Annotated in this window: 21 protein-coding genes; 2 read left to right on the top strand and 19 right to left on the bottom strand. The window is 52.9% G+C overall.

Annotated features, from left to right (window positions below):
• Window positions 1–6 precede the first annotated feature (6 nt).
• Window positions 7–1,917, bottom strand: coding sequence for a BglG family transcription antiterminator (locus OCV63_RS02715; RefSeq protein WP_158361893.1), 1,911 nt, complete (start codon window positions 1,915–1,917; stop codon window positions 7–9).
• A 142-nt stretch (window positions 1,918–2,059) separates the two neighbouring features.
• Window positions 2,060–2,860, bottom strand: coding sequence for a cell wall hydrolase (locus tag OCV63_RS02710; protein WP_158361892.1), 801 nt, complete (start codon window positions 2,858–2,860; stop codon window positions 2,060–2,062).
• A 202-nt stretch (window positions 2,861–3,062) separates the two neighbouring features.
• Between OCV63_RS02710 and OCV63_RS02705 the strand changes: the two genes are divergently transcribed.
• Complete coding sequence (locus tag OCV63_RS02705) at window positions 3,063–3,572, top strand: DUF6512 family protein (protein WP_158361891.1); 510 nt, start codon at window positions 3,063–3,065, stop codon at window positions 3,570–3,572.
• Between the two features lie 137 nt (window positions 3,573–3,709).
• On the opposite strand, the gene leuD is transcribed toward OCV63_RS02705, so the two are convergent.
• Both leuD and leuC read right to left on the bottom strand, forming a co-directional pair.
• Window positions 3,710–4,195, bottom strand: coding sequence for a 3-isopropylmalate dehydratase small subunit (gene leuD / locus OCV63_RS02700; protein WP_158361890.1), 486 nt, complete (start codon window positions 4,193–4,195; stop codon window positions 3,710–3,712).
• A gap of 12 nt (window positions 4,196–4,207) precedes the next feature.
• On the bottom strand, window positions 4,208–5,476 hold the full coding sequence (gene leuC, locus OCV63_RS02695) for a 3-isopropylmalate dehydratase large subunit (protein ID WP_158361889.1): 1,269 nt from the start codon (window positions 5,474–5,476) through the stop codon (window positions 4,208–4,210).
• 244 nt (window positions 5,477–5,720) lie between these two features.
• On the opposite strand from leuC, the gene OCV63_RS02690 reads away from it, so the two are divergent.
• The gene (locus tag OCV63_RS02690) at window positions 5,721–6,608 is read left to right on the top strand and encodes a LysR family transcriptional regulator (RefSeq protein WP_158361888.1); all 888 of its coding nucleotides are present in this window, start codon (window positions 5,721–5,723) and stop codon (window positions 6,606–6,608) included.
• Window positions 6,609–6,842: 234 nt separating this feature from the next.
• Here the strand turns inward: OCV63_RS02690 and glmS are convergent, their stop codons facing one another.
• From glmS to purB, 15 genes are all read right to left on the bottom strand, one after another.
• Entirely contained in the window at window positions 6,843–8,681 is a 1,839-nt protein-coding gene (glmS, locus tag OCV63_RS02685) for a glutamine--fructose-6-phosphate transaminase (isomerizing) (RefSeq protein WP_158361887.1), read from the bottom strand.
• A gap of 368 nt (window positions 8,682–9,049) precedes the next feature.
• Window positions 9,050–11,143 (bottom strand): polyribonucleotide nucleotidyltransferase, encoded by a 2,094-nt coding sequence (locus OCV63_RS02680; protein WP_158361886.1) that lies wholly within the window; start codon window positions 11,141–11,143, stop codon window positions 9,050–9,052.
• Between the two features lie 300 nt (window positions 11,144–11,443).
• Complete coding sequence (gene rpsO, locus OCV63_RS02675) at window positions 11,444–11,710, bottom strand: 30S ribosomal protein S15 (protein WP_158361885.1); 267 nt, start codon at window positions 11,708–11,710, stop codon at window positions 11,444–11,446.
• Window positions 11,711–11,849: 139 nt separating this feature from the next.
• On the bottom strand, window positions 11,850–12,875 hold the full coding sequence (locus OCV63_RS02670) for a C40 family peptidase (RefSeq protein WP_158361884.1): 1,026 nt from the start codon (window positions 12,873–12,875) through the stop codon (window positions 11,850–11,852).
• A 190-nt stretch (window positions 12,876–13,065) separates the two neighbouring features.
• Window positions 13,066–13,554: a restriction endonuclease gene (locus OCV63_RS02665; protein WP_158361883.1), complete on the bottom strand. Its 489-nt coding sequence runs from the start codon at window positions 13,552–13,554 to the stop codon at window positions 13,066–13,068.
• The gene (locus OCV63_RS02660; protein WP_158361882.1) at window positions 13,551–14,444 is read right to left on the bottom strand and encodes a bifunctional riboflavin kinase/FAD synthetase; all 894 of its coding nucleotides are present in this window, start codon (window positions 14,442–14,444) and stop codon (window positions 13,551–13,553) included. Before OCV63_RS02660 ends, OCV63_RS02665 begins: the two co-directional genes overlap by 4 nt.
• Window positions 14,445–14,466: 22 nt before the next feature.
• Window positions 14,467–15,384, bottom strand: a complete 918-nt coding sequence (gene truB / locus OCV63_RS02655; RefSeq protein ID WP_158361881.1) for a tRNA pseudouridine(55) synthase TruB — start codon at window positions 15,382–15,384, stop codon at window positions 14,467–14,469.
• A gap of 6 nt (window positions 15,385–15,390) precedes the next feature.
• Window positions 15,391–16,356, bottom strand: coding sequence for a DHH family phosphoesterase (locus OCV63_RS02650; RefSeq protein WP_158361880.1), 966 nt, complete (start codon window positions 16,354–16,356; stop codon window positions 15,391–15,393).
• Window positions 16,343–16,732: a 30S ribosome-binding factor RbfA gene (gene rbfA, locus OCV63_RS02645; protein WP_158361879.1), complete on the bottom strand. Its 390-nt coding sequence runs from the start codon at window positions 16,730–16,732 to the stop codon at window positions 16,343–16,345. The genes OCV63_RS02650 and rbfA overlap by 14 nt, the downstream gene beginning before the upstream one ends.
• 11 nt (window positions 16,733–16,743) lie before the next feature.
• Window positions 16,744–19,431: a translation initiation factor IF-2 gene (gene infB / locus OCV63_RS02640; RefSeq protein ID WP_158361878.1), complete on the bottom strand. Its 2,688-nt coding sequence runs from the start codon at window positions 19,429–19,431 to the stop codon at window positions 16,744–16,746.
• Window positions 19,432–19,468: 37 nt separating this feature from the next.
• Window positions 19,469–19,780, bottom strand: a complete 312-nt coding sequence (locus tag OCV63_RS02635; RefSeq protein ID WP_416861992.1) for a L7Ae/L30e/S12e/Gadd45 family ribosomal protein — start codon at window positions 19,778–19,780, stop codon at window positions 19,469–19,471.
• Window positions 19,761–20,033 (bottom strand): RNase P modulator RnpM, encoded by a 273-nt coding sequence (gene rnpM, locus OCV63_RS02630; RefSeq protein WP_158361876.1) that lies wholly within the window; start codon window positions 20,031–20,033, stop codon window positions 19,761–19,763. The genes OCV63_RS02635 and rnpM overlap by 20 nt, the downstream gene beginning before the upstream one ends.
• Window positions 20,026–21,195 carry a transcription termination factor NusA gene (gene nusA, locus OCV63_RS02625; protein ID WP_158361875.1) on the bottom strand — a complete coding sequence of 390 codons (1,170 nt, stop codon included), beginning with the start codon at window positions 21,193–21,195 and terminating at the stop codon, window positions 20,026–20,028. Before nusA ends, rnpM begins: the two co-directional genes overlap by 8 nt.
• A gap of 34 nt (window positions 21,196–21,229) precedes the next feature.
• Window positions 21,230–21,697 carry a ribosome maturation factor RimP gene (locus OCV63_RS02620; RefSeq protein WP_158361874.1) on the bottom strand — a complete coding sequence of 156 codons (468 nt, stop codon included), beginning with the start codon at window positions 21,695–21,697 and terminating at the stop codon, window positions 21,230–21,232.
• Window positions 21,698–21,826: 129 nt separating this feature from the next.
• Window positions 21,827–23,260: an adenylosuccinate lyase gene (purB, locus tag OCV63_RS02615; protein WP_158361873.1), complete on the bottom strand. Its 1,434-nt coding sequence runs from the start codon at window positions 23,258–23,260 to the stop codon at window positions 21,827–21,829.
• Between the last annotated feature and the right edge of the window lie 13 nt (window positions 23,261–23,273).

Here is a 23,273-nt window from a genome sequence, read left to right as displayed (position 1 = left end):
ACGTATTTATAGATTTAACTCCCGGCTTATCCGCCGCGCGATGTCCGTCAGGCATTCGTAAGTCGGTTTTTCCGCCAGCATCGCCGTATATTCCCGGTTCGATACCAGCTGCGCGAAGCTGTCATAAAACAGCCCCAGATTTTCAGAATCTCCTTCTATGTAGGATAATAATATAATTCTTATTTTTCGTTTGTCCCAGACAATAGGCGTCATCAGGACGGTCACGGAAAAGAAGGAACGTTCTGCCTTTCCCCGTTCCAGCGGGTGGGGAATCGCAAAGCCGTTTTCCAGCTCTGTGGGTACGATTTTTTCTCTCCGCATCACGGATTCTACGAAATCCTCCGACAGCTTTATCACCTTTCCCAGACGCTCCGTGATCTCTTCCAGGGCTTCCCGCTTATTCGTCGCCCTGACGTCTGCGAAAAACAATTTTTCCGAAGAAAACTGAAGCAGCGGATAGGTGTTTTTCTCGATTCCCAGGCTCTTAAGCTTCACTTCTCTGGCCCGGCAGACGGATTCATTCAGGCTGAATTCGATGACTGGAAGGGGAACTTCCAGCTTTAAGGGAGCCATGGTGAAGATATAATCGTATTCCTCAAAAGGCATTCCCGGAAGCTCATAGTAGCTACAGGTCTTGATGGCGGACAGATATTCCCCATACTGCTTTTTCAGGATCACAGTCACCAGCTCTGACATTCCTTTTCCGGTGGGGCAGACCACCAGCGCCCGGACATATTTCAGATTCCGTCCCTTCCGCTCAATAGCCAGATGGAAATAAATGGCAATGTAGCTGATTTCATCATCCGGAAGCACCGCGTCCGTCATCCGATTGATTAAGATGGAGATGTCCACCGCCATATCGTAGGCCAGAAGGGAATAGCTTTTCACCTCGTCCAGCATGGGATTTACGGAATAATTCCGAAGGCTGACCCGCTCCATCAGCGCTTTCAGGTGAATGGCAAGAGAGCTGTACAGCTCGATATCTTTTTCAAAGTCGAAGCCATATTTTTCTTTTACCAGCGCGATGGCCTTTTCAATTACAGACTCAATCAGCACTCCGGTTTCTTTTTCCGGTTTTCCCGTTTTTTTCACACATTTTCCCACTAGGAAACGGTGAATCCACCAAATTTCTTCCCGACCAATTTCGATGTTCGCAAAGTTCGCGACCGATGACGCGATCCGCTCGGATAAGATGTATTCTCCGGTCTCATGCTCCGGCTCAACGCCGGACTGTTCTACGGTTTTTCCTTTCCTGACCCGGACTGCCAGAATCGTACTATACAGCAGAAACTGTTCCAGATTCACGTCGCTCATCCGAAATTCAAATTTGTGGATGTACGCCATGATTTCTTCTTTCAGAAGAAGCAGATCCACAGGCTCGATAAGCAGCAGTTCATTCTGCGTCTTTTCCGGCTCATGCACCAACTCTTCAAACAGAAAACTTCTGATATTTTCTTCGCTTCCCTGACTGTACAGGCCGTAATGGGGACGGGAGCACACATGGATATCCTTCTTTTCCAGCCGCTGCTTTGCCTCCGTCAGAAATTTATTGACATAGGTTCTGGACGCCGCCATCTGCTCACACAGGGTATCTACCTTCAGGTAATCCTCGGACAGAAGCTGGAACGCGATTTTTTTGATCCAGTATTCTTTTGTCTGTTCCCGCTGTTCTTCCTTCTGCTGAAGCTCCCTAATCAGGGCGTCGATTTCTCCCCTGTCCGCCTGCTCCAAAGCTACCCCTTTTCCACTCTGAATAGTTATCCGGGTCTGACATTTCTTCTTTTCCAGAACTGCGTTCAAATCCCATAGCTCGTCCTGCATCATTTTATACGAAGTCTCGCATAATACAGCCAGTTGTCGGATGGTGTATTCCGTTCCCTCTCCCAGTTTTTGCAGGATTGTTATCTGTCGATTCATGTCTTCCTCTCCCTGTATGTATCATAGATCAGTTTCTGCATTTTTTCCATTTCTGAATCGCCATAAGTCTGCGGCAATCTGAAAATCAAAAAGCCCCGCCGGAACTTGGTCTGGCGGAGCATTCTTCGATCCTTATTTTGCTTTAGAGATAAAACTCATGCCCATGGTAAGCAAAGAGCAGCGTCAGGTGCTCTCGGAACCACTTAAGGTTTCCGGCGTCGGCCAGGGTGGGGTTTACGAAGTAGAGAGCGCCTTCGGAGACGTCCTCGCCGGCCAGAGCCCGGGCTACGGCGGCGTGGGTGGCGTCAGAGACGGTGACGCGCGCTATCTTGCCGGTGTGTACCGGTGAGAACTGGGCTTTGCCGTTCTTCCGCTGATAGACGACTTCGCTTACTGTATTCGGAAAGGCTGCGCTTCGGACGCGGTTCAGGACCACGTTGGCCACCAGCAGACGGCCTGTCTCATCCTCGCCGGAGGCTTCGGCTTCCACGATGCGCAGGAGGGCGTCATAGTCCTCCGCGGTGATGACGTAAATGCTATTCTCCGGGACGACCAGTTCCGGCTGCACTACGGCGGCTTCTGTCACCGGTTCTGTCTCTGCTGTTTCTTCCTCCAAAACTACGGTCTGATCTATCTCTTCCTCCATTTCTTCAACTTCATTTTCTATATCGGAAACTGTCTCCTGCTGCTCCTCTTCCTCCGGCCAGTCTGCCTGTGCGTAAGTCTGCCGCATCCGACCGGAATCTACACGGTTCTCCGCCACAGCGCCAAGCAGCTCTGTCCCGATTCCCCGAAGCGCCCCGGCGGTATCATCCTCTGTCGATCTGTCAATACTTTCACTTTCGTAAGAGATTTTCGCTTCCACATCCTTCGTATCGGCGGACACCATCAAAAGCATGCCTGCCAATCCCAGCACGATTGCACTATCTCTTAGTCTGTTCATATACCTTATTATAAAAATGCCGCGGGAGTTCGTCAACCCGTTTGTAACAATTTTGTAACAGTTTTTGTATTTTTCTTCCTATACTATCCTTTTTATGAATAATTCCTGTGAAATAAACCAAAAATATTTTTCATAGGACAGACATTTTGGAGTCTTTTCTGTTCTAAACTGAAATATGGCATTTTATCGGAGGAGGATTTGTATGAAAATCCGCGAACGCGTCAATCTGGCGGCCGGGATTCTTTTTACGCTGATCGTCGGTACGCTCTTGCATTTTACCTACGGATGGAGCGGAGAGAACCCCTTTGTCGCTCTCTATTCGCCGGTCAATGAATCGGTCTGGGAGCATCTGAAGCTTTTGTTTTTCCCGGTGCTGCTCTATACCTTTTTTGAAATCATCGTGCTGTATAAGACCTCCGGGCAGTTTTTGACCTCCAGGCTCCTGGCCGTCTGTGTCGGCATGTTTTTTATCGCGTCCTCTTTTTTTACCTATACAGGGCTCTTGGGACGGGATTTTCTGGTGCTGGATATTCTGATTTTTATTTTCAGTGTGCTGCTGACCTTTTTTCTGTCCCGGTATTTTGAAGTCCGCTGCCCGGGGCTCCGTCTGCCGCTTATGGCCGTCTATGTGCTGCTTCTTCTGATTGTCATCTGTTTCTTTTCCTTTACCTTTGCGCCGCCGGAGCTGCCGCTGTTTACACCGCCGACATAAAATGAAAAAAACAGAAGTCACAGAAAAAGCATGAGGTTCTGAAAATCTGTCATTTTCAAACCTCATGCTTTCCTTATGTCACGAAATATCCGCAAGGCACTGCCGATGGGCAGCGGCTCCCGATACTCGATTTCTCTTTATTTCTGATTAATGTAGTTAATCAGACCCTCGGCCTTAATAATCTTCTGCATAAACTCCGGGAAAGCCTGTCCCTGATACTGCCTGCCATTGGTGCGGTTGTAAATGATACCGCTGTCGAAGTCTACCTCCACCTCGTCGCCGTCCTGGATGTCTTTAGCCGCCTCCGGGCATTCGATAATCGGAAGGCCGATGTTGATGGCGTTGCGGTAGAAGATACGCGCGAAGGTCTCCGCGATGACACAGGAGATGCCGGACACCTTGATGACCAGCGGCGCATGCTCACGGGATGAGCCGCAGCCGAAGTTCTTGCCTGCCACCATGATATTGCCGGGCTGTACCTTCTTTACAAAATCCTTGTCGATATCCTCCATGCAGTGCTCCGCCAGCTCTCTGGGGTCTGCAATGGCCAGATATCTGGCGGGAATGATTACGTCTGTATCTACATTGTCTCCGTATTTAAATACTTTTCCTTTTGCCTGCATCTTCTCTTCCTCCTATAATCCAAGCTCTGCCGGTGCGCTGATGCGGCCGGTTACGGCGCTGGCTGCGGCTACCGCCGGGCTTGCCAGATATACCTCAGAATCCACATGGCCCATACGGCCTACGAAGTTACGGTTGGTGGTGGATACGCAGCGCTCGCCTGCTGCCAGAATACCCATGTATCCGCCCAGGCAGGGTCCACAGGTCGGTGTGCTGACTACGGCTCCCGCCTCAATGAAGATCTTTAAGAGTCCCTCATCCATGGCGTCCATGTAAATCTTCTGGGTTCCCGGAATCACGATGCAGCGAAGCCCCTTCTTCACCTTGCGGCCTTTCAGGATCTCAGCGGCCGCCCGCAGGTCGTCCATACGGCCATTGGTGCAGGAACCGATGACTACCTGATCGATCTCTACTGGATCGGTGATCTCGTCGATGGTCTTCGTATTCTCCGGCAGATGTGGGAAGGATACGGTGGATTTTAAGGTGCTCAGATCAATGGTATACTCCTCGTCGTACTCTGCGTCCGGGTCTGCCTCGTAGATCTTATAGTCTCTCCTGGAATGTTCTTTCATATAGGCAATGGCTTTCTCGTCTACCGGGAAGATGCCGTTCTTGCCGCCTGCCTCGATGGCCATGTTGGCAATGGTGAAACGATCGTCCATGGACAGGTTCTGAATACCCTCGCCCACGAACTCCATGGATTTGTAAAGGGCTCCGTCCACGCCGATCATGCCGATGATATGGAGGATCACATCCTTACCGCTGACCCATTTGGAGGGCTTGCCTACGATATTGAATTTGATGGCAGACGGTACCTTAAACCAGGCCTTGCCGGTGGCCATGCCTGCTGCCATGTCGGTGCTTCCCACGCCGGTGGAAAATGCGCCCAGGGCTCCGTAGGTACAGGTATGGGAATCCGCACCAATGATGCAGTCGCCTGCTACGGTCAATCCTTTTTCCGGAAGCAGCGCGTGCTCGATACCCATCTCTCCCACGTCGAAATAGTTGGTTACCTCCTGACGACAGGCGAATTCACGGACGCATTTGCAGTTCTCTGCGGATTTGATGTCTTTATTCGGGATAAAATGATCCATAACCAGGGCGATTTTATCCTTATGGAATACGTCCTGCTTATTCAGCTTCTGCATCTCCCGGATAGCCACCGGTGTGGTGATATCATTTCCCAGAACCAGATCCAGATCGGCCTCGATGAGCTGTCCCGCTTTTACCTCGGGAAGTCCTGCGTGGGCTGCGAGGATCTTCTGTGTCATTGTCATTCCCATGATTTTATTCTCCTTTTATCTGTAGTTTCTGCACATCTGTGAAAATCGTTTTCTTTCGGGTGTGCAGTCTTTATTTTCAACTTCTTGTATTCTAGCACATTTATTGATATAATCAAAATACATATTAATAATATTTATTATAACTATAAGTTATGTTTCAAAGGATTAGGAATAACCTGATGATTCCTGCCGAAATTCTTTGCAGCGTCAGGCTTCTCTCTTTTTTACAGAAAGGATTTGAATCATGAACCAGAATCTATCCCTCTACCGCATTTTCTACACGGTCGCCCTGACCGGCAATATTTCTCACGCCGCCGACGAACTCTTTATCAGCCAGCCCGCAGTCAGCAAGTCTATCCGAAAGCTGGAGCAGTCTATGAACACGGCTCTCTTTACCCGATCCTCCCGGGGGGTCCAGCTGACCGAAGACGGGGAACTGCTTTTCTCCCATGTAAAATCAGCCTTCCAGACCCTGGAGAATGCGGAAAATCAGCTGCGTCTCCGCCGGGAACTGGGCATAGGGCAGCTGCGCATCGGAGCCAGCTCAACCCTCTGTAAATATGTTCTGATGCCCCGGCTTAAGGATTTTATCAAAACCCATCCGCACCTGCGGGTCACCATTTCCTGCCAGGCCACTAACCAGACTTTGCAGATGCTGGAAAACAGAGAGCTGGATCTGGGACTGACCGGGCGGCCGGAGGAGACCGGGACGCTGCTCTTCTCTCCGGTCATGGAGATCCAGGATACGTTTGTGACTACCCGGGATTATCTCGACAATCTGGCCCGGCAGCTGGGGCAGCCTTTTCCGAAGGTTCTGACCGACGACGATTCTATTTCTTTCATTAAAAATGGCGTCCTGATGCTGCTTAACCGGGAAAATCTGACCCGGCAGTATCTGGACGCGCATATGAAAGAACATACTCTTTTCCCGGAAAATGTGCTGGAGACTACCTCCATGGATCTGCTCATTGATTTCGCCAGGGTAGGGCTCGGCATTGCCGGGGTGATCCGACAATTTGTGCAGACGGAGCTGCATAGCGGTTCTCTCATCGAGCTGCCGCTGCCTTTTCCTATCGCTCCCCGGGAAATCGGGTTTCTGTGCCGGGAGGAGGCGGAGTACAAAAAGATTTAGGCTATATACAGACAAAGAACCGCGATATTTTCTCTCCGGAACACGTCGATTTTTCTGTTTCTCGCAGACGGCTTATTCGCGCCCGATCGCCAAACTCGGCCCTAAAGGGCCTCAGACAGCGGCTCCTTCGGGCGCTGCCAGTCTGCTCGTCACTACAAAAAATCAACTATCGTTCCGGAGAGAAGGTATCGCGGTTCTCCTGTTCAGGATGTAGTTTCTGTACTTTATTTATTCCTACTCCACCGTCACGCTCTTCGCCAGGTTCCGGGGCTTATCGACGTCCAGGCCTCTCGCTACGGATACGTAGTATCCGATGAGCTGGAGTGGGATCACGGCCAGGGAGGCCGCGAAGTGTTCATCGGTCTTCGGGATGTAGGTGACGAAGTCGGCGGTGTCTTCGATGTTGTAGTGACCGTAGGTGGTCAGACCCATCAAGTAGGCGCCGCGGCTCTTGCACTCGACCATGTTGCTGACGGTTTTCTCGTAGAGATCGCTTTGAGTCAGGATGCCGATGACCAGAGTTCCGTCCTCGATGAGGCTGATGGTACCGTGCTTCAGCTCGCCCGCAGCGTAGGCCTCGGAGTGGATGTAGCTGATCTCCTTCATCTTCAGGCTGCCCTCCAGGGAGATGGCATAATCGATACCGCGTCCGATAAAGAAGACGTCGTGGGCTGCGGCCTGCTTGGAGGCGAACCACTGGAGGCGCTCTTTATCCTGAAGTATCCGGGTGATTTTCTCCGGCAGGGTTCCCATTTCCGCAATCAGGCCCTTGTAGCGGTCTTCATCGATCGCGCCGCGTACCTTCGCGAACTGGACAGCCAGGATGTCGCAGGCCAGAAGCTGGGTGCTGTAGGCCTTGGTGGTGGCCACAGAGATCTCCGGACCGGCCAGGGTGTAGAAGACGTTGTCTGCTTCCCGGGCAATGGAGGAGCCGACCACATTGACGATGGCAAGGGTGCGGATACCCATGCTCTTGGCCTCCCGGAGAGCCGCCAGGGTGTCGGCGGTCTCACCGGACTGGCTCACCAGAACTACCAGCCCCTTCTTATCCAACAGCAGGGTACGGTAACGGAATTCGGATGCCAGCTCCACGCGGACCGGGATTTTCGCCAGGTCTTCGATGACATACTGGGCTGACATGGCTGCATGATAGGCAGAGCCGCAGGCTACCATGTAAATCTGGCTGATGCCCTGAATCTCCTCATCAGAAAGTCCCATCTCGGACAGATCGATCACACCGTCCCGGACCACCGAGTTCAGGGTGTCCTGCAGGGCCTTCGGCTGCTCGTGAATCTCTTTCATCATGAAATGCTCAAAACCGGCCTTCTCAGCTGCTTCGGCATCCCATTTGATCTCCACCGGCTCTTTTTCGATCTCGTCGCCGTCCAGGTTATAGAAGGTGATAGATCCCTTCTGCAGCCGGGCCAGCTCCAGGTTGCCGATGTAATAGACGTTCCGGGTGTATTTCAGGATGGCCGGGACGTCGGAGGCCACGAAGCACTCGCCATTCTCCACGCCCAGAATCATCGGGCTGTCCTTGCGGGCCACGTAGATCTCCTCCGGATAATCTTTAAACATCACAGCCAGCGCATAGGAACCGCGGATACGCACCATGGCATGGTTGATGGCATCCACCGGGGTACCCAGGTATTTCTTGTAATAATAATCTACCAGCTTGATCGCCACCTCGGTGTCGGTCTGGGAATAGAACTGATAACCTTTCCGCAGCAGCTTATCTTTCAGCTCCTGATAGTTCTCAATGATGCCGTTGTGTACGCCGACCACATTGCCGTCGTCGCTGCAATGGGGATGGGCGTTGTTCTCGGAGGGCTCGCCGTGGGTCGCCCAGCGGGTGTGGCCGATGCCGCAGTCTCCTGCCAGGGCCTGGCCGCCATTGGTCTTCTCTGACAGAATCTTCAACCGTCCCTTAGCCTTGACCACTTCTATCTCTCCGCTGCCGTCACGCACTGCCAGTCCCGCGGAATCATATCCTCTGTACTCCAGCTTGGACAGTCCGTCCAGCAGAATCGGCGCTGCCTGATGATTTCCCACAAATCCTACAATACCACACATACTCCTTATCTCCTCCTGTTATACTCTATTGTTATGTTCTCTCAGTGAAAATGCAAATGGATCCACGACGGCATCCGGATACCGCTGCCTCATGTTATAGGTATTGTATCAGATAATTGATAAATTGAAAAGTACAAATTGATTTTTAACTAAAAAGTGCAAATATCACTTTTTAGTTACCAAAAAGTATAAATTTGTAACTAAAAAATGCAAATATTTTTTATATGAATCCATGCAAGATACGGAACATCTGAAACTTCTGTCGCTGCCAGCTTCCTATGAATACTTTTTACCGACAAAAAAGCCCGCCGGGATTTCTCCCGACGGGCTTTCAGATTCTATTTCATAATGCTGTTTTTCGGAAATCCTTACGCGTTTTCCGGCAGATCCTTAATGGAGAAGCTGAAGCGTCCCATCTTGTCCTTGCCCAGGCAGATAACCTTTACCACGTCGCCCAGTGTCAGCACATCCTCTACATGGTTGATACGCTGCTTTGCGATTTTGGAGATGTGTACCATACCCTCTTTACCCGGAGCGAACTCCAGGAATGCGCCGAACTCTTTGATGCTGACTACCTTACCGGTAAGGATCATACCCTCTTCAAAATCGGTTACGATGGTCTGAATCAGCTCGATGGCCTTATCCATAGCAGCCTTGTCTGTTCCGCATACGGATACAGCGCCGTTGTCGTCGATGTCGATCTTCACGCCGGTCTGCTCGATGATGGCATTGATGGTCTTTCCTCTCTGACCAACCACATCGCCGATCTTCTGCGGATCAATCTGGATCTGTACGATCTTCGGTGCATACTGGCCAACCTCTTTGCGCGGCTCGCTGATGCAGGGCTTCATACAGTTATCCATGATGAAGAGACGGGCCTCACGGCAGCGGGCGATAGCGCCCTCTACGATAGGACGGGTCAGACCGTGGATCTTGATATCCATCTGGATCGCTGTGATTCCCTCGGTGGTACCTGTTACCTTGAAGTCCATGTCGCCGAAGAAGTCCTCCAGACCCTGGATATCGGTCAGCAGTACGAAATCGTCGTCGGTCTCGCCTGTTACCAGACCGCAGGAGATACCTGCTACCATCTTCTTAATCGGCACGCCTGCTGCCATCAGGGACATACAGGAAGCACAGGTAGACGCCATAGAGGTGGAACCGTTGGACTCAAAGGTCTCGGATACAGTACGGATAGCATAGGGGAACTCTTCCTCAGACGGCAGTACCGGCAGCAGCGCACGCTCAGCCAGTGCTCCGTGTCCAATCTCACGGCGTCCCGGTCCGCGGCTGGGCTTGGTCTCGCCTACGGAGTAGCTCGGGAAGTTATAGTGATGCATATAACGCTTGCTTGTCTCATTTTCATCCAGGCCATCCAGACGCTGTGCCTCGGACAGCGGAGCCAGGGTACAGATGTTGCAGATCTGAGTCTGTCCTCTGGTGAACATGGCGGAACCGTGTACACGCGGGATGATATCAACCTCTGCGGACAGCGGACGAATCTGGGTAATCTCACGACCGTCCGGACGCTTGTGATCCTTCAGGATCATCTTGCGGACAGTCTTCTTCTGGTACTGATATACAGCTTCACCCAGAACCTCCAGCCACTCTTCTTTCTCTGCAAATGCCTCTTCCAGACGCTCGGTAATCTTGCGGATGTTCTCCTCACGCTTCTGCTTCTCGTCTGTAAAGACAGCCTCTTCCATCTCTTCCGGCGGAACGATCTCCTTGATGGCTGCGAACAGCTCTTCCGGTACTGCGCAGCTGGTGTAGCTGTGCTTTTCCTTGCCGCACTCTGCGACGATCTTGTCGATAAAGGCGATAACCTGCTGGTTTACCTCATGAGCCTTATAGATAGCCTCGATCATCTTTGCCTCGGGGATCTCATTGGCTCCCGCCTCGATCATGATGACCTTCTCTCTGGTGGAAGCTACGGTCAGCTTCAGGTCGGATACCTTATAGTCTGCCTGACCCGGGTTTACGATGAACTCACCGTCGATCATGCCGATCTGTGTCATAGCACAGGGGCCTGCGAACGGGATATCGGAAATCGCGGTAGCGATAGCGGAACCCAGCATTGCTGTCAGCTCCGGGCTGCAGGTGGGATCTACGGAAAGAACCAGGTTGTTCAGGGTTACGTCGTTCCGGTAATCCTTCGGGAACAGCGGACGCATGGGACGGTCGATAACACGGGATGTAAGGATGGCGTTCTCGGAAGCCTTACCCTCACGCTTGTTGAAGCCTCCCGGGATCTTGCCTACGGAATACAGCTTCTCCTCGTACTCTACACTTAAGGGGAAGAAGTCGATGCCGTCACGGGGCTTGTCGGATGCAGTTGCTGTGGAAAGTACGGTGGTGTCACCGTAGTGCATGAATGCTGCGCCGTTTGCCTGCTTTGCCACTCGTCCTACGTCTACAGTCAGAGTGCGGCCGGCCAGCTCCATAGAAAAACTCTTGTACATAATATTCTCCTTGTCTGGTTAGAGGTAGGAGACTCGCTACTATCCACATCCACTATTCCGCGAGGGTTTTGGTTTACCAAAATCCCGAGTTGCTTTAGCGCGAAATTACGAAGTAATTTCTGTGCATCGCGAAGCGGTTACTATGAACGCAGTGAATAGTAACGGAGAAACCGAAACTACTGATTTGCGCGGGATGGACTCCTGCGTATATCAGTGGTCTCGGAACATTTCTCCTACCGTGAATGGGTTACACAAAAACCGGGCGAAAGAACCGTGAGATTCCTCCGCCCTTTTGGAAACTTATTTTCTCAGTCCTAATCTCTCAATCAGGCTACGATATCTCTCGATATCCATCTTCTTCAGGTATGCAAGCATGTTACGTCTCTGACCAACCATCTTCAGAAGTCCTCTTCTGGAGTGATGATCCTTCGGGTTTGCCTGCAGATGAGCGGTCAGCTCCTGGATACGTGCGGTCAGGATAGCTACCTGTACCTCCGGTGAACCGGTGTCTCCCTCTTTTAAACCGTACTCTGCAATAATAGCCTGCTTCTTGTCCTTTGCGATCATGATGTTTCCTCCTTATATTTTTTATACGCTGGGTATCAAGCAATGGTCGGAGTGTCCGATAACCGGATACCAGCAAATTTAAAACTCATACTGTAATAGGATACCATAGGGTCTACATGGTGTCAAGAGTTGATTTTCATCAGTCCTGTAAAATCCGGGCCGCGCTCACCGGGCTTCTGTAGTACATATTGGAAATGGTGATGCCGGTGCGGGCGTTGCTGGCGTGAACCACACGGCCGCCGCCGATGTACATGGCCACGTGGTTGATCCGCTTGCCGCTGCCATAGAAGATCAGGTCGCCGGGCTTCACATCGCTGACACTGATTTTCGCGCCGCAGTTAGCCTGGGCTCTGGAAGAATGGGGCAGGGAGATGCCAAAGTTACGATATACCGCCATAGTAAAGCCGGAGCAGTCTGCGCCCTTGGTCAGGCTGGTGCCGCCCCATACGTAACGGTTGCCCACATACTGCTTGGCAAAATCACAGATGGAGATCCGAACGTCGGTAACACCCTCGCCGTACAGCGCCTCAGACAGGGTCAGGGCCGTATCCAGCTCCCTGGATACATCCACATATTCGGCAGCCACATAGCCATCCTCACCGTCGATGTCCACCTTAATCCAGTCACCCATATCCTCAATGACCTGCAGTTCCTCGCCCTCGGGAACCTTAGTCCAGTAGTCTGCTTCGGTGCTGGGCTCCATCCGCACGTAAAGGGAACTGGTCGTCACCTTTGCCACAGTCTGTCCCAGATCAAAGGCCAGGTCGATGGCTTCCTGTCCGGTGTAGAGATACTCGGCCTTCACATAACCTTCCACCTCACCGGATTTGATATGCGCCCACTCGCCGTCCATATGCAGTACCTCGCAGGCACCGTTTTTGCGAAGCTTGCCCACCAGGGAGCTGTTGCCGTCCGCAGTCTCGCGGATGTTCAGGCTGTCGTCCACCCTGGCAATGGCGATATTCACATAGCCCTCCAGCGGGGTGCCGGTCCATACCACCTCCGCGGTGGCCTGGGTCTGCTCTTCGCTATCTGTAGTCTGATCAAAATTGGATGCAATTCCTTCGCCCAGGTTTTCTCCCAGGGACGCAGCCTGTACCTGCATACCGACCATCGCCATAAAAATCGCACCCATCACAAATCCTGCTTTATATCTTTTAAACATACAATCCTCCGTATTGATTATCCGGTGATGTAACCAGTCTGTTACTCCGGCTGCACAGTTTAATTTTCTCTCACTTTATTATGGTTCTTATTCTAATTATTACAAATTTGTTAAGAACCTATTACACCTTATAATAATCGGGAAGATTTGTCAAGTAAATAATTTCTAAACGTGTTACCATAGCCTGCATTTATTTTGTCCGACGCACCAGCCGGTTCAGCTCGTCCCGGTCCCACAGCTCCACGCCGATCTCGTCCGCCAGTTCCTTCGCTGACGGGGTAAACCAGCTGTTCGTCACCACCACCGGCACGTCGCAGCCGTAAAACTCGGCCCCGGCGTAGGCTTCCTGCACCGCCTTATTGCTGATTTTTCCCTGGTAATGCTTGCACTGGATGGCGTAGGAGGTTCCGTCCCGCTCGGCCAGCACGTCCACGCCCTGATCGCCGCTACCCCGGGTCACCTCCACATGGATGAAGCCGTCCCGCGCCAGGAGCTCTCCCACATATTCCTCAAATTCCCAGCCGTCCATGTCGTCATAGTCAGCCCGGCGGAACCTCCGCCGCGCTTTCCGCCAGCTGTGAAACCAGCCGACAAACCGGAAAATGGTCTTAAAAGGCCAGAACAGCACCCGTAGAAAAAATAATGCAGGCGCCGCTATCAGATAATAAAAAAGTCTCATCTGAAATACTCCCTGCCCCAGATCACATCCTGCTCGATGCGCGCTTTCAGAGCTTCCAGGGATTCAAATTTCCGTTCCGGCCGCTCAAAACCGTAGAAATTCACGGTGATGACGTCGCCGTACAGATTCCGATCCAGATCAAAGAGAAAAGTCTCCACGCCTCTGCGGGGTTCGGCTCCCACGGTGGGCTTGTGGCCGATGTTCGTGATGCCTTCAAAAATCTCATCCGCGATCCGGGTCCGGGTGGCGTAGACGCCGTTGGGCGGCAGCAGCTTTCCGGGGCCAGGCAGCAGATTGGTGGTCGGAAGTCCCAGGGTCCGGCCTATCTGACGGCCATGAAGCACCTCGCCGGTCACCGAGAAATTGTATCCCAATAGCTGGTTCACCAGCTCCATATGACCCTGCTCCAGCTCCCGGCGAATCCGGGTGCTGCTAATCTCCTCGCCATCATAGCAGGCCTTTTCCACCACCTCTACTTTGAAGCCACATTCTTCCTGCATGGCTTCCAGCAGCTGGTAGCTGCCCTTCCGGTTATGGCCAAAATGGAAATCCGTACCCACGGCCAGGTATTTCACATGCAGCCGTTTCGCCAGGATCTCCCGCACGAAATCCTCGGCCTCCATATGGGCCAGAGATTCCACAAAAGGACACTCTATCAGGCAGTCTACACCCCATTTTTTCAGAAGGGCTCTCCGCTCCTCCGTCAGGAGCAGCATGGGCCGATCTCCGAAATCAAAGGTGAAAATCAGGGCTTTTAACCCCTCTTCCTTCTTTTTTAAAATACGGTTAACCAGAAGCTGATGTCCCATATGCAGCCCATCGAATTTTCCCAGGGAAATGGCTGTCGCTTCCGTTGTCTCAAATTCTGTCGTTCCGGTTATTAATCTCATGGTAAATCCTTTATCTTATCATTTATGCCAAAAACATTTTTTCGGGCTTATAACGCCTGCCGCCCTGTTCCCGGCGGTAGAGACCGCAAAACTCCCCGTCGGAATTGTATACACGGACGCAGGTGAGCTCCAGCTCCGTCCCTTCCGCAGGGCGCTCTCCGGTTACCTCCGCGATATCCTCTTTGCCGAAGGGATTGCCGTTTCGAATCAGGCGGTCACTCTCCGGCTTCACCCGTACCGCCGGGCAGGCCGCAAAGACGTCGTCCACCGGGAGCAGCACCTCTTCGATGCGTCCCGCTTTCATCAGCGCCTCCAGCTCAGACAGCTTATGACTGTCAGCCAGCTCAAAGCGGTCTACTTTCGTCCGCAGCAGACGTTTCATGCAGCCGCCGCAGCCAAGCTTTTCACCAATGTCCTGACAGAGCGTCCGGATATAGGTGCCGCTGCTACAGGTCACGGTAAATACTACCTCCGGGAGTCGGATTTCCTGAATCTGAATCTCCAGAATCCTTACACGTCTGGCCTGGCGCTCCACCTCTTTGCCGGCTCTTGCCAGCTCGTAAAGCTTCTTGCCATTGACCTTCAGGGCCGAATACATGGGCGGGATCTGGTCATAGTCGCCGAGGAAGCTTAAGATCGTCTCCCGCACCTCCTCCTCGCCCACATTCACCGGAGCCTCTGTCAGCACCTTCCCCGAAGTATCCTGGGTATCGGTGGTCTGGCCCAGCAAAAGAACGGCTCTGTACGTCTTCTCCTTTTCTGTCAGAAGTCCGCAGAGCTTTGTGGCATTTCCCAGACATACAGGAAGAACTCCCTCCGCATCCGGATCGAGAGTTCCCGTATGGCCGATCTTTTTCTGTTTTACAATGCCGCGGAGCTTCGCCACCGCATCGTGGGAGGTGAAGCCCGCTTCTTTATAGACGTTGATTACTCCATTCATGCTATCTTATACATCCTGTAATTGCTCTAATTGCTTTTCGATATGCAGCGTCAGATTATTGATTACGTCATATACGGTGCCGTACATGGTACAGCCCGCCGCCTTCACGTGGCCGCCGCCGCCGAAATAAGCGCAGACCGCACTCACATCCACCGGGCCATTGGAACGAAGGCTGACCTTATACTGATGATTGCCTGTCTCATAGAGGAAGATCGCCACCTCCACGCCATCCGTCACCCGAAGCTGGCTGACGATGCCATCCAAATCCGCCGGACTGGCGCCGTAGAATTCCATATCCTTCTGACGGACACGGCCCACGATGATCCGGCCATCCAGCAGAAGAATGCTCTCCACCAGCGCCCGGCCCAGAATCTGATTCTGGATGTAAGTCTTCTTATAGAACGTATTATCCACGATCTGACTGAAATTGATGCCCTTGGCAATCAGGCTTCCCGCAATCTGCATGGTCTTCGGAGAAGTATTGGAATACTGGAAGACGCCGGTGTCATGAGCGATACCCATATACAGCGCCTCTGCCGTGTGCTTGGAAATTTTTTCCTCTTCCATAATCTCCCAGGCAAGCTCCGAGGCGCTGCTGGCATCCGCCACGATCCAGTTTTCATCCGCGAAACCCGGATTCGTAATATGATGATCGACGCACACGCTCCGCTTCGCCGTATCCAGATACTTCACGGCCTCTCCCAGCCGTTCCCGGTCGCTGGCGTCCAGGGAAATGAACAGGTCGTAGTTCCTCTCCTCGCTGCAGTCGGTCTTTACCAGATCCGCTCCCTTCAGGAAACGGAACTTGGATACAACCTGCTCCAGATATACGTCCGCCTGAATGTCCGGATAATTATCCTGAATATAGTTCCACACGCCCAGACAGGAACCGATACAGTCCCCGTCCGGACGGATATGGCCACTGATCGCCACGGTCTTTACATTCGCAAGCTCATTCTTAAGCCTGATCATCCTCTTCATCCTCTTCTTTACTGCTGCCCTGGTTTACGTCGTCAATGAGCTTTGACATATGGACACCGTACTCGATGGACTGGTCCATGACAAAGCGGATCTCCGGGGTATTACGGAGGTTGATGGACTTCGCCAGAGCGCGGCGGATATAGCCTTCCGCGCTCTTAAGGCCCGCCAGGGTATCTGCCTGGGCCTGCTTGTCGCCCAGGACGCTGATGTAGGCCTTTGCGGTCTTCAGATCCGGAGCCACCTCCACCTCTACCACCGAAGTCATCGGGCAGATGCGCGGGTCCTTGATCTCATTTAAAATGATGTTACTCAGCTCCCGGCGCACCTCGCCGTTGATTCTTGTATTCTTAATACTGTTCTTTCTCATATTATTTCACCCTATCTCGGCACTTCCACCATGGTGTAAGCCTCTACGATATCCAGCTCCTTGATGTCGTTGAACTTCTCGAAGACCAGACCGCACTCGTAGCCAGCCTTTACTTCCTTCACATCGTCCTTGAAACGCTTCAGGGAAGCCAGCGGGCCATCGAAGATCTGCTCGCCCTCGCGGGTGATGCGGCACTTGCAGCCTCTCTGGAATATACCGTCCAGTACATAGGAACCTGCGATATTGCCGATGCCGGAAGCCTTGAAGATCTGACGTACCTCCGCATGACCCAGCACCTTCTCCTCGAAGATGGGATCCAGCATGCCCTTCATGGCTGCTTCCACATCGTTGATGGCGTCGTAAATGACACGGTACAGACGCAGGTCTACCTTTTCGCGCTCCGCAGTCTCCTTCGCGGTCGCGTCAGGACGCACGTTGAAGCCGATGATAATTGCGTTGGAAGCTGCCGCCAGGCTCACATCGGACTCGTTGATAGCGCCTACGCCGCCATGGATAATCTTTACGACTACTTCCTCGTTGGAAAGCTTCAGGAGACTCTGCTTTACAGCCTCTACCGAACCCTGTACGTCGGCCTTTACGATGATGTTCAGCTCTTTTAAGTTGCCGGACTGAATCTGGGAATACAGATCGTCCAGGGACATCTTGAGCTTGGTATCCTCGATGAGCTTCTCTCTGCTCTCCTTTACATAGGTCTCCGCAAAGGCTCTCGCCTCCTTGTCGGTCTCCGGGGATACAAAGATCTCACCGGCGTTCGGCACGTCATTGAGACCCAGAATCTCTACCGGTTTGGACGGGCCTGCCTCTTTCACGCGGCGGCCATTGTCATCCATCATGGCGCGGACTTTACCGTGACAGGAGCCTACGGCAATGGGGTCGCCCACATGCAGGGTACCCTTCTGTACCAGTACGGTCGCCACCGGGCCCTTGCCCTTGTCAAGCTCTGCCTCGATGACCAGACCTCTCGCGCGGCGGTTCGGGTTGGCTTTCAGCTCCAGAACCTCGGATGTCAGCAGAATCATTTCCAGCAGGTTATCGATACCCTCATGGGTATGTGCAGATACCGGGCAGAAGATGGTGCTGCCGCCCCAGTCCTCGGGGATCAGCTCGTACTCGGTCAGCTCCTGCTTTACGCGCTCAATGTTTGCGCTGGGCTTATCGATCTTATTGATGGCAACGATGATCTCGATGCCTGCGGCCTTGGCATGGTTGATGGCCTCGATGGTCTGGGGCATTACACCGTCGTCGGCTGCCACTACCAGGATGGCAATATCAGTAGAGTTGGCTCCACGCATACGCATGGCGGTGAACGCCTCATGTCCCGGTGTATCCAGGAAGGTAATCTTCTGGCCGTTGATGGTTACCACATAAGCGCCGATGTGCTGGGTGATGCCGCCTGCCTCACGGTCGATGACATGAGTATCACGGATAGCGTCCAGAAGGGAAGTCTTACCATGGTCTACATGACCCATGACGCAGACTACCGGCGGACGGGATACGAGAGTCTCTTCTCTATCCTCGCTATCCTCCAGCATCTTCGCGATGACATCCTCTTTCTCCTCGGGAACCGGATCAAAGTTCATTTCCATGGCCAGCTCGCCGGCTGCCTCGAAGTCCAGTTCGGAGTTTACAGTTACCATCTTGCCCGCCAGGAACAGCTTCTTAATGATCACGGACGGCTGAATCTTCATCTTCTCCGCCAGATCATGGATGCTGATCATCTCCGGGATTTCAATAACCTTGGGTGTATTGTCTTCTTTCTTGGGTGCGGGTGCCGGCTGATGATTCTGAGGAGCGCCTTTACCTCCCTTACCGCCCTTCTGATTCGGGCGGTTACTGCCCTGGTTCGGACGACGTCCGCCCTGACCCGGCTTACCATTCCAGTTATCATTGAACTTTGTGTTCTTATCTTTCTTGGTATCATCATTGCGATTCTTATTCTCCGCTCTGCGGTTCTCATTCTTGCGAAGCTCTACCGGTGCTGCCGGGATATCCATGGAGGAGCGACGATTGTCTCTTCCCTGGCCTCCTCTGTTCTGACCGTCACGATTCTGATAGCCGCCGCCCTGACCATCACGTCTCTGGTAGCCGCCGCCTGCACCGTCTCTTCTCTGGCCGTCGCGGTTCTGGTAGCCGCCCTCTCTTCTCTGGCCGTCACGGTTCTGGTAGCTGCCGCTCTGACCGTCTCTTCTCTGGCCGTCGCGGTTCTGGTAGCCGCCGCCCTGACCGTCTCTTCTCTGGCCGTCGCGGTTCTGATAACCGCCGCTTCTCTGGCCGTCTCTTCTCTGACCATCGCGGTTCTGGTAGCCGCCCTCTCTTCTCTGGCCGTCACGATTCTGTGTCGGTCTCCCCTGGCCTGCCGGTCTGCTTCCGTTCTCGAATGCTGCCGGACGGCTCTGGGGCGCTGCCGCGGGCTTCGCGGTCTCTGCGGTCGGCTTCGCTGCCGGTGCTGCCGCAGGCTTTACTGCCTCGGTCTTCGGAGCCGGTGTCGGTGCTGCCGCAGGCTTTGCGGGCGTTGCAGCCGGTTTTGCTGCTGCCGGACGGCTCTGTGCCTGGCGGGCTGCCTGCTGCTTCTTCTCGGCTCTCGGATCCTTGATGCCGGTCTTACTGTTGTGAGTATTGTATACAGCAATGATTTTTTTCTTCTTCTTTACTTCCTGCTCTTCTCCATTTGTATTCATATGGCTGTTTCCCTCCAAATTTCTACCTCCGTTAAAGTTAAAGTTTCAAATTTTTCTCTATGCTCTTCGCAAGTCCCTCATCCAGAATCGCCAGGGACGCACGGAATTCCTTGCCCATTGCGTGGCCCAGCTCCTCTTTTCCACCATAGAAATACACGGGTACTTCGTAGTAGTCACACATATTTTGGAACTTCTTTTTTGTATTGTCGGACGACTCCTCCGACACAATGACAAGTGCGGCCTTTCCGGACTTAACCGCATGCTCGGTGGCGAATTCGCCGCTGGCGGTCTTGCCGGCCTTCTGGGCCAGACCTATCATGGATAATACTCTATTCTGTGCCAAGTTCATCCAACTCCTTTTCCAGACTGTCGTACACTGCAGGAGGAATGGCCATCTTCAGGGAGCGCTCAAGTCCCTTGTTCTTCCGCGCCTTCAAAAGACACTCTTTGGAAAAACACAGATACGCGCCCCGGCCGTTCTTCCGGCCTGTGGCATCCAGCACAATCTCATCCTCTGCGGTCTTAAGGATGCGAAGCATCTCTTTCTTGCTCTTCATCTCCTGACAGCCCACACACTGGCGCATCGGTACTTTTTTATTCATTCTGACTCTCTTCCTCTGCCTCTGCTGTCTCTCCGGCCTCAGCCTCCTCCAGAGCCTGCGCCTCCTTGTAGTCCTCGAAGTCCTCGTACTCCTCGTACTCCTCGTCTACATCCAGCCAGCCCTCGATCTCTCTTGCCTGGGTCTCGCTCTTGATATCGATCTTGAAGCCGGTAAGACGGGCAGCCAGTCTCGCGTTCTGGCCTTCCTTACCGATGGCCAGAGACAGCTGATAATCCGGAACGACCACCTTGGCTGTCTTATCCTCCGGATCCGCAAGAACCGCGATAACCTTCGCCGGGCTCAGCGCGTTCTCTATCAGCAGAGCCGGGTTCTCGTTCCAGTTGATGATGTCGATTTTCTCACCGCGCAGCTCACTCACAATGGCGTTGACGCGGGCGCCGTTCATGCCGACGCAGGCTCCTACCGGATCCACATCCGGATCGTTAGACCATACGGCAATCTTGGTTCTGGATCCTGCCTCGCGGGCGATGCACTTAATCTCCACAGTGCCGTCGCGGACCTCGGTTACCTCAGACTCAAACAGGCGCTTTACCAGCTCCGGATGGGTTCTGGACAGCAGGATACGCGGTCCTTTGTTGGTGTCCTTCACTTCCAGGATATAGACCTTGATACGCTCGGTGGGCTTGAAGACCTCGCCTTTTACCATCTCGTTCTCATTGAGGATAGCGTCCACCTTACCCAGATTCACGCTGACATTGCGGCCCAGATATCTCTGCACAACACCGGTCACAACCTCTTTCTCCATGCCGTAATACTGGTTAAACAGGGATTTGCGCTCTTCCTCGCGAATCTTCTGCAGAATGATGTTCTTGGCGTTCTGTGTGGCGATACGGCCGAACTCTTTGGACTTCACTTCCACATTTACGATATCGCCCAACTCGTACTTGGGGTCGATCATCTTCGCGTTGGACAGGCTGATCTCGGTCACATCATCCTCTACCTGCTCTACGACCTTTTTCTCCGCAAGCACGGAAAACTGGCAGGTCACCGGGTCGATATTAACCTTGATGTTGTCGGCCTTGCCGAAGTGTGCCTCGCAGGCCTTCAGCAGTGAGTTCTCAATGGCCTCCAGCATGGTTTCCTTGCTGATATCCTTTTCCTTCTCCAAAAGCTCCAGAGCTTCCAGCAGTTCTGTGTTCATTCTTTTCTTTCCTCCTGGTTATTCCCAAATCTATTTAAAAATCAAACGCCAGACGAATCAGCGCAATGTTGTCTCTCTCGAATACCTGCTCCTGTCCGTCCTCATATTCAATAGTTACCGTGTCCTTATCCCAGGCTTTTAATACGCCCCGGAATTCCTTCTGTCTGTCTACCATGCGGTAGGTGCGGATCTCAACCTCCTCGCCCTTACTCCGGATGAAATCGCGCTCCTTTTTTAAGGGACGGCCCAGGCCCGGGGAACTGACCTCCAGAATATAGGACTCGTCGATAAAATCGTCCCGGTCCAGCAGATCACCCAGCTCCCGGTTCACCACCTCGCAGTCATCCACGGTGATTCCGCCCGGCTTGTCGATGTAAGCCCGCAGATACCAGTTGCCGGCTTCTTTTACATACTCCACATCCACCAGCTCGAAGCCGTTGGCTTCCATGATGGGTATGAGAAGCTTCTCTGTCTTCTGTTCGTACTCTTCTCTCTTTGTCATAGTCTTCCTTTCCCTGGGCGGTCGTGTTTTTTATTTCAAAAACAAAGAGTGAACTTTCGTTCACTCTTTGTCGGCCGCGCTATTCATTCTCTTACAATGTAGCACATTTCCCCCGTAATTGCAAGGGGTTTATACGTTAATTTCTGCTTTTTCTCCAAGAATATCGCTGTATTTCTCCAGAATCGGCTTTACCACCTGTCCCAGGAACGCGTCTACCTGCTCCGGGGCGCGTCCCACATAGCGGGAGGGCTCCATAGTCTTCTTAAGATCCTCCAGGGAAAGGCCGAAGGCCGGATCTGCGGCAATCAGCTCCAGAAGGTTGTTCTCTTCGCCATTGACCTTGACGTTCTTACCTGCTTCCATAGAAAGCTCACGGATGCGCTCATGCAGCTCCTGACGGTCGCCGCCTGCCTTGACCGCGTCCATCATGATGTTCTCGGTGGCCATGAAGGGAAGCTCCGCCATCATGTGCTTGTAGATGACTTTCGGATATACCACCAGACCGTCTACCACGTTCAGGCACAGATCCAGGATACCGTCGATAGCCAGGAAGCCCTCGGGGATAGACAGTCGCTTATTGGCAGAGTCGTCCAGAGTACGCTCAAACCACTGGGTAGCGCTGGTGATGGCCGGGTTCAGGGCGTCTACGATGACATAACGGGACAGGGACGCAATACGCTCGCTGCGCATGGGGTTACGCTTATATGCCATGGCCGAGGAACCAATCTGGGATTTCTCGAAGGGCTCTTCCACCTCTTTCAGATGCTGCAGAAGACGGATGTCGTTGGACATCTTGTGAGCGCTGGCCGCGATGCCTGCCAGCACGTTCAGGACACGGGTGTCCACCTTCCGGGAATAGGTCTGGCCGGATACCGGATAGCACTCCCTGAAGCCCATCTTTTCTGCAATCATCGGATCGATTTTATTGATTTTCTCTTCGTCGCCCTCAAACAGCTCCTTGAAGCTGGCCTGGGTGCCGGTGGTTCCCTTGGATCCTAAGAGCTTCATCGTAGAAATGACATACTCCAGATCCTCCAGATCCAGGCAGAACTCCTGCATCCACAGGGTCGCTCTCTTTCCCACGGTGGTGGGCTGGGCCGGCTGGAAATGGGTAAACGCCAGGGTCGGCAGGTCCTTATACTTATCTGCAAAAGCTGCCAGCTCATTCAATACATTGATCAGCTTCTTATGTACCAGATTCAGGGCCTCAGTCATAATGATGATGTCCGTATTGTCGCCTACGTAGCAGGAAGTAGCTCCCAGATGGATGATGCCCTTTGCCTTCGGACACTGGCAGCCGTATGCGTATACGTGGGACATAACATCGTGGCGCACCTCTTTTTCACGGGCCTTGGCCACATCATAATTGATATCGTCCTGATGGGCCTTCAGCTCGTCGATCTGCTCCTGGGTAATGGGAAGTCCCAGCTCCATCTCGGTCTCAGCCAGGGCAATCCAGAGCTTTCTCCAGGTGCGGAACTTCTTGTCCGGGGAAAAGATGTACTGCATCTCTTTACTTGCGTAGCGCTCAGATAATGGGCTTACGTATCTGTCTGTACTCATGTTCTCTCTCCTC

The sequence above is a fragment of the Laedolimicola ammoniilytica genome, assembly GCF_025567165.1.
Lineage (GTDB): Bacteria > Bacillota > Clostridia > Lachnospirales > Lachnospiraceae > Laedolimicola > Laedolimicola ammoniilytica.
Note: the sequence above shows the minus strand (reverse complement) of the source record. Positions and strands in the feature narration are given on the sequence as shown.

Bases quoted from the DNA above. Each gene is read 5' to 3' on its own strand.
- OCV63_RS02715 (WP_158361893.1), bottom strand. From the start codon at position 1,917: ATGAATCGACAGATAACAATCCTGCAAAAACTGGGAGAGGGAACGGAA.
- OCV63_RS02710 (WP_158361892.1), bottom strand. From the start codon at position 2,860: ATGAACAGACTAAGAGATAGTGCAATCGTGCTGGGATTGGCAGGCATG.
- OCV63_RS02705 (WP_158361891.1), top strand. From the start codon at position 3,063: ATGAAAATCCGCGAACGCGTCAATCTGGCGGCCGGGATTCTTTTTACG.
- leuD (WP_158361890.1), bottom strand. From the start codon at position 4,195: ATGCAGGCAAAAGGAAAAGTATTTAAATACGGAGACAATGTAGATACA.
- leuC (WP_158361889.1), bottom strand. From the start codon at position 5,476: ATGGGAATGACAATGACACAGAAGATCCTCGCAGCCCACGCAGGACTT.
- OCV63_RS02690 (WP_158361888.1), top strand. From the start codon at position 5,721: ATGAACCAGAATCTATCCCTCTACCGCATTTTCTACACGGTCGCCCTG.
- glmS (WP_158361887.1), bottom strand. From the start codon at position 8,681: ATGTGTGGTATTGTAGGATTTGTGGGAAATCATCAGGCAGCGCCGATT.
- OCV63_RS02680 (WP_158361886.1), bottom strand. From the start codon at position 11,143: ATGTACAAGAGTTTTTCTATGGAGCTGGCCGGCCGCACTCTGACTGTA.
- rpsO (WP_158361885.1), bottom strand. From the start codon at position 11,710: ATGATCGCAAAGGACAAGAAGCAGGCTATTATTGCAGAGTACGGTTTA.
- OCV63_RS02670 (WP_158361884.1), bottom strand. From the start codon at position 12,875: ATGTTTAAAAGATATAAAGCAGGATTTGTGATGGGTGCGATTTTTATG.
- OCV63_RS02665 (WP_158361883.1), bottom strand. From the start codon at position 13,554: ATGAGACTTTTTTATTATCTGATAGCGGCGCCTGCATTATTTTTTCTA.
- OCV63_RS02660 (WP_158361882.1), bottom strand. From the start codon at position 14,444: ATGAGATTAATAACCGGAACGACAGAATTTGAGACAACGGAAGCGACA.
- truB (WP_158361881.1), bottom strand. From the start codon at position 15,384: ATGAATGGAGTAATCAACGTCTATAAAGAAGCGGGCTTCACCTCCCAC.
- OCV63_RS02650 (WP_158361880.1), bottom strand. From the start codon at position 16,356: ATGATCAGGCTTAAGAATGAGCTTGCGAATGTAAAGACCGTGGCGATC.
- rbfA (WP_158361879.1), bottom strand. From the start codon at position 16,732: ATGAGAAAGAACAGTATTAAGAATACAAGAATCAACGGCGAGGTGCGC.
- infB (WP_158361878.1), bottom strand. From the start codon at position 19,431: ATGAATACAAATGGAGAAGAGCAGGAAGTAAAGAAGAAGAAAAAAATC.
- OCV63_RS02635 (WP_416861992.1), bottom strand. From the start codon at position 19,780: ATGAACTTGGCACAGAATAGAGTATTATCCATGATAGGTCTGGCCCAG.
- rnpM (WP_158361876.1), bottom strand. From the start codon at position 20,033: ATGAATAAAAAAGTACCGATGCGCCAGTGTGTGGGCTGTCAGGAGATG.
- nusA (WP_158361875.1), bottom strand. From the start codon at position 21,195: ATGAACACAGAACTGCTGGAAGCTCTGGAGCTTTTGGAGAAGGAAAAG.
- OCV63_RS02620 (WP_158361874.1), bottom strand. From the start codon at position 21,697: ATGACAAAGAGAGAAGAGTACGAACAGAAGACAGAGAAGCTTCTCATA.
- purB (WP_158361873.1), bottom strand. From the start codon at position 23,260: ATGAGTACAGACAGATACGTAAGCCCATTATCTGAGCGCTACGCAAGT.